The 5495-nt window shown below is 51.2% G+C and carries 4 protein-coding genes and 2 pseudogenes; 4 read left to right on the top strand and 2 right to left on the bottom strand.

Annotated elements, in window-relative coordinates; translation table 11 throughout:
- Nucleotides 1-59 precede the first annotated feature (59 nt).
- The 3 genes and pseudogenes from HMPREF3143_RS24545 (at nt 60) to HMPREF3143_RS02955 (ending at nt 2332) form a co-directional block, all read left to right on the top strand.
- Nucleotides 60-362 carry a hypothetical protein gene (locus HMPREF3143_RS24545; protein ID WP_048234681.1) on the top strand — a complete coding sequence of 101 codons (303 nt, stop codon included), beginning with the start codon at nt 60-62 and terminating at the stop codon, nt 360-362.
- Nucleotides 359-709: an IS66 family insertion sequence element accessory protein TnpB gene (gene tnpB / locus HMPREF3143_RS02960; protein ID WP_016151369.1), complete on the top strand. Its 351-nt coding sequence runs from the start codon at nt 359-361 to the stop codon at nt 707-709. The genes HMPREF3143_RS24545 and tnpB overlap by 4 nt, the downstream gene beginning before the upstream one ends.
- Nucleotides 710-739: 30 nt before the next feature.
- Nucleotides 740-2332, top strand: a pseudogene (locus HMPREF3143_RS02955) (IS66 family transposase).
- Nucleotides 2333-2531: 199 nt separating this feature from the next.
- On the opposite strand, the pseudogene HMPREF3143_RS02945 reads toward HMPREF3143_RS02955, so the two are convergent.
- Both HMPREF3143_RS02945 and HMPREF3143_RS02940 read right to left on the bottom strand, forming a co-directional pair.
- Nucleotides 2532-2816: pseudogene (locus tag HMPREF3143_RS02945) on the bottom strand (copper-binding protein); the annotation flags it as partial.
- 56 nt (nt 2817-2872) lie between these two features.
- Nucleotides 2873-3841, bottom strand: coding sequence for an IS5-like element IS903B family transposase (locus tag HMPREF3143_RS02940; protein WP_022649395.1), 969 nt, complete (start codon nt 3839-3841; stop codon nt 2873-2875).
- A 153-nt stretch (nt 3842-3994) separates the two neighbouring features.
- Here HMPREF3143_RS02940 and rclA point away from each other — a divergent pair, with 153 nt between their 5' ends.
- The gene (gene rclA, locus HMPREF3143_RS02935; RefSeq protein ID WP_007896426.1) at nt 3995-5320 is read left to right on the top strand and encodes a reactive chlorine resistance oxidoreductase RclA; all 1326 of its coding nucleotides are present in this window, start codon (nt 3995-3997) and stop codon (nt 5318-5320) included.
- Nucleotides 5321-5495: the final 175 nt, after the last annotated feature.

Genomic DNA, 5495 nt, shown 5'->3' with positions numbered 1-5495 from the left:
GTTCAGGTGGCCAAATTCAGTAAACCACTTCATATCAGCCTGGAGCCTGTGTTGCCCGGTTGGCGCGGGATAATGGAATTAATGACAATCTGCTGTTTACCTGGCGCCAGCGTTACAGACATCTTCTGCCCGATGAAATACAACGGTCAATCAGAGAGCAAGACTCTGTTATCCCCGTTGTCCTGCCTGATATGGTCCTGTCACACCATGCTGAGCCGCACTATGAACCCGCCGCTCCAGCCTGCCGCGAGGCCATGACATGCGAGGTGACTGTCGGCGGTGCCAGCCTGCGTCTGTCCGGGGATTTATCACCTGCACTTCTGAAAACGCTGATCCGCGAGCTGAGCGGGAGGAGCCGATGATACCCTTACCGTCAGGCACTCGTATCTGGCTGGTTGCCGGGGTCACCGATATGCGTAAGTCCTTCAATGGTCTGGGCGAACTGGTCCAGCATGTTCTTGATGACAATCCGTTCTCCGGCCACCTGTTTATCTTCCGTGGTCGTAAAGGTGACACCGTGAGGATCCTCTGGGCTGATGCTGACGGTCTGTGTCTGTTTACCAAACGTCTGGAAGAGGGACAGTTCGTCTGGCCTGCTGTACGCGACGGCAAAATCGCCATCACCCGCTCACAACTCGCCATGCTCCTCGATAAGCTGGACTGGCGGAAACCTAAAACTGCACGCCTTAACTCACTGACGATGTTGTAAAAAGCGCATGACCGCATTATAAATGGGGTCATGAGTCAGGACTATCTCGCCCGTATCGCTGCGCTGGAAGACGCGCTTCGCCAGAAAGACAGCCAGCTCAGTCTCGTTGCTGAGACTGAGTCGTTCCTGCGTTCAGCGCTGGCCCGCGCAGAAGAGAAAATAGAGAACGAAGAGCGTGAAATAGAACATCTGCGGGCTCAGATAGAAAAACTGCGCCGAATGCTGTTCGGTACCCGTTCAGAAAAGCTACGCCGGCAGGTCGAAGAAGCCGAAGCCCTGCTGAAACAGCAGGAGCAGCAAAGCGATCGTTACAACGGCCGGGACAATGATCAGCAGGTTCCGCGTCAGTTGCGCCAGTCCCGTCATCGTCGCCCGTTACCGGAACATCTTCCCCGCGAAATAAACAGACTGGAGCCAGCTGAAACCAGCTGTCCTGGTTGCGGTAGTGATATGGCCTATCTCAGCGAAGTCAGCGCGGAGCAACTGGAGCTGGTCTCCAGCGCCCTGAAAGTGATCCGCACGGTCAGGGTGAAAAAGGCCTGTACCCGATGCGACTGCGTCGTTGAAGCGCCAGCGCCCTCACGTCCTATCGACCGGGGCATCGCCGGGCCGGGTCTGCTGGCCCGCGTGTTAACGGCCAAATACTGTGAACACCTGCCGCTGTATCGCCAGTGCGAAATCTTTGCCCGTCAGGGTGTGGATCTGAGTCGTGCGCTGCTCTCCAACTGGGTGGATGCGTGCTGCCGGTTAATGGCCCCGCTGGATGAAGCCCTCTACCACTACGTGATGGACTGCCGCAAACTGCATACGGATGACACTCCGGTGCCCGTGCTGGCGCCGGGCAGAAAGAAGACGAAAACCGGGCGTATCTGGACATATGTCCGTGATAACAGAAGCGCGGGTTCATCAGATCCGCCAGCGGCATGGTTCGCCTTCTCACCGGACCGACAGGGGAAACACCCTCAGCAACATCTTCGGCACTATCATGGCGTGCTGCAGGCAGATGCCTTCGCAGGGTACGACAGGTTGTTCAGCGCAGAGCGTGAAGGTGGCCCGTTGACAGAAGCGGCATGCTGGGCTCATGCGCGGCGCAAAATCCATGACGTCTATATCAGCACCCGGACGGCCACAGCAGAGGAGGCTCTGAAGCGCATCAGTGAGTTATACGCGATAGAAGAGGAAATACGCGGCCTTCCGGCATCTCAGCGGCTGGCCGCCAGACGGTCCCGAAGTTAACCGTTGCTGATATCCCTGCATGACTGGTTGGTGGAGAAAAGTGCCACTCTGTCGAAAAAATCCCGGTTAGGCGAGGCGTTCGCTTATGCACTGAACCAGTGGGATGCCCTGTGTTACTACTGCGATGATGGTCTGGCAGAGCCGGATAATAACGCTGCTGAGCGCGCGCTACGAGCGGTCTGTCTGGGCAAGAAAAACTACATCTTCTTCGGCAGTGATCATGGTGGTGAACGTGGTGCCCTGCTGTATGGTCTGATCGGAACGTGCAGGCTGAACGGTATCGATCCAGAGGGTTACCTTCGCCATATCCTGAGCGTATTGCCGGAGTGGCCCATCAACAAAGTGGCCGAACTGCTGCCATGGAACGTAGATCTCACCAATAAATAGCCGTCAATACGGCGCTCACTTAACGCTTACGTTCACCTGAGGTGTTTTTGTAGTTATCTGGCGTTACGTGACAGTGTTGGTCAGATACTTCCACCTCTTCAGAGTTAAAGTTTGATATATGGGAAAAAAACGCTCCCGGACGGGAGCGTAAGCCAGTGACTTCGGCGTCAAATGAGGGTCTGACAAGTGGAGCTGCGGGTTAATTCTGGGTGATCTGGCTGCGATGCTTTTCAGCCTGCTGCTGATGAATAACGGAAGATAGACCATTATTCGCCTTCTCATGCACAACAGCGGCTTTCTCATGCTCGTTCATTTCGGAAAATGGCTTAGCAGTTTCTTGGGTGTTCTCAGGTTTGGATTTCATCATTTTTTTATGCATTTCAGCCATGTCCTGATGGGCAGCAGAATTGCCGTTTTGCATCATTTCATGGGACATTGCGGCCTGATCGTGACCGCTCATATCCATCATTTTCATGCTCTCCCCGGCTTTGTTGAATAAATCAGATTTCGGGTAAGTCTCCCCCGTAGCGGGTTGTGTTTTCAGGCAATACGCACGCTTTCAGGCATACCTGCTTTCGTCATTTTGTTCAGCGCTCGTACCAGGGCCATAGCCTCTGCAACCTGACCATCGTAGTCACGCAGTGTCAGTGAACCTCCGAACAGCTGTTTTACCCGGTACATCGCCGTTTCCGCTATCGAGCGACGGTTATAATCTGTTGTCCATTTCCACCGCGCATTACTCCCGGTCAGCCGCTGATTCGCAACAGCACGGTTACGGTCTGCATATTCACCGGGCCAGTAACCCGCGCCTTTTCGGGGCGGGATAAGCGCGCTGATTTTCTTACGCCGCAGTTCATCGTGACAGAGCCGGGTGTCGTAAGCGCCGTCTGCCGATGCTGCCCTGATTTTTCTGTGAGTCTGCCGGATAAGACCCGGGAAGGCTTCTGAGTCCGTCACATTGTTCAGCGACAGGTCTGCACAGATGATTTCATGTGTGTTGCTGTCAACTGCCAGATGCAACTTTCGCCAGATACGGCGGCGTTCCTGGCCATGTTTTTTGACTTTCCATTCGCCTTCACCAAAGACCTTCAGCCCGGTGGAATCAATCACCAGATGCGCGATTTCACCCCGGGTGGGCGTTTTGAAACTGACATTAACCGACTTTGCGCGCTTGCTGACACTGGTGTAATCCGGGCAGCGCAACGGAACATTCATCAGTGTAAAAATGGAATCAATAAAACCCTGTGCAGCCCGCAGGGTCAACCTGAACACGCGTTTAATGACCAGAACGGTGGTGATGGCGAGATCAGAATAGCGCTGAGGTCTTCCCCGTGATGAAGGCGTTGCCGACTCATACCAGGCCTGAATAGCTTCATCATCCAGCCAGAAAGTTATGGAGCCACGGTTGATGAGGGCTTTATTGTAGGTGGGCCAGTTGGTGATTTTGAACTTTTGCTTTGCCACGGAACGGTCTGCGTTGTCGGGAAGATGCGTGATCTGATCCTTCAACTCAGCAAAAGTTCGATTTATTCAACAAAGCCAAACAGAAGCCACTGGAGCACCTCAAAAACACCATCATACACTAAATCAGTAAGTTAGCAGCATCACCTTTTGCGTCTATAGTCATGATGTCAAATGAACGCGTTTCGACAGGAAATCATCATGAATAAATATCAGGCAGTTATTATTGGTTTTGGCAAGGCTGGAAAAACATTAGCCGTCACGCTGGCAAAAGCAGGTTGGCGTGTGGCTCTCATCGAACAATCAAATGCAATGTATGGCGGGACCTGTATTAATATCGGCTGTATCCCAACCAAAACATTGGTTCATGACGCACAGCAGCACACAGATTTTGTCCGTGCCATACAGCGTAAAAATGAAGTGGTTAATTTTTTACGTAATAAGAATTTTCATAATCTTGCGGATATGCCCAATATCGACGTGATCGACGGCCAGGCGGAGTTTATCAATAATCATAGCCTGCGTGTTCATCGGCCTGAGGGAAATTTGGAGATTCATGGCGAGAAAATTTTTATTAATACCGGTGCACAAGCCGTGGTTCCGCCAATTCCTGGAATTACCACCACGCCTGGTGTATATGACAGCACCGGATTACTTAATCTAAAAGAATTGCCTGGGCATTTAGGTATTTTGGGCGGCGGATATATTGGCGTTGAGTTCGCCTCTATGTTCGCTAATTTTGGCAGCAAAGTAACCATTTTAGAGGCAGCTTCGCTGTTTTTGCCTCGGGAAGATCGGGATATTGCTGATAATATCGCGACGATTTTACGCGATCAGGGCGTCGATATTATCCTCAATGCCCATGTGGAGCGAATCAGTCACCATGAAAATCAAGTGCAAGTGCATAGCGAGCACGCCCAACTGGCGGTGGATGCACTGTTAATAGCTTCCGGTCGTCAACCGGCTACCGCTTCGTTACATCCAGAAAATGCCGGTATCGCAGTAAACGAGCGCGGGGCAATTGTCGTTGACAAGCGATTACATACCACCGCAGACAATATTTGGGCGATGGGAGATGTTACCGGCGGGCTGCAATTTACTTACATATCACTGGATGATTACCGCATTGTACGTGATGAGTTACTGGGTGAAGGCAAACGTAGTACTGATGATCGGAAAAATGTGCCTTATTCCGTATTTATGACACCGCCCCTGTCCAGGGTTGGTATGACAGAAGAACAAGCCAGAGAGAGTGGTGCTGATATTCAGGTGGTGACATTGCCTGTAGCTGCAATTCCGCGCGCCAGAGTGATGAACGATACCCGTGGGGTATTAAAAGCGATTGTTGATAATAAAACCCAACGTATATTAGGAGCATCACTGCTGTGTATTGACTCCCACGAGATGATCAATATAGTGAAAATGGTGATGGATGCCGGGCTGCCTTATAGCATATTACGCGATCAGATATTTACTCATCCGTCGATGAGCGAATCACTCAATGATCTATTTTCATTAGTCAAATAAACTCAAAATCAGACGCCAGAACAAATATTCTGGCGTCTCAGAGAAAAGAATCTTATTAATTCTCTGTTACTCTATAACTTCTTAATCACTTCATTGATGGTATTTTATATGTTTAAAAAATCGGTGATGCTGCCAACTTAATGATTTAGTGTATGATGGTGTTTTTGAGGTGCTC

It is taken from the genome of Enterobacter sp. HMSC16D10 (assembly GCF_001807145.1).
Lineage (GTDB): Bacteria > Pseudomonadota > Gammaproteobacteria > Enterobacterales > Enterobacteriaceae > Enterobacter > Enterobacter roggenkampii.
The sequence above is the reverse complement of the archived record's forward strand: the minus strand, read 5'-3'. Positions and strand labels throughout refer to the sequence as shown.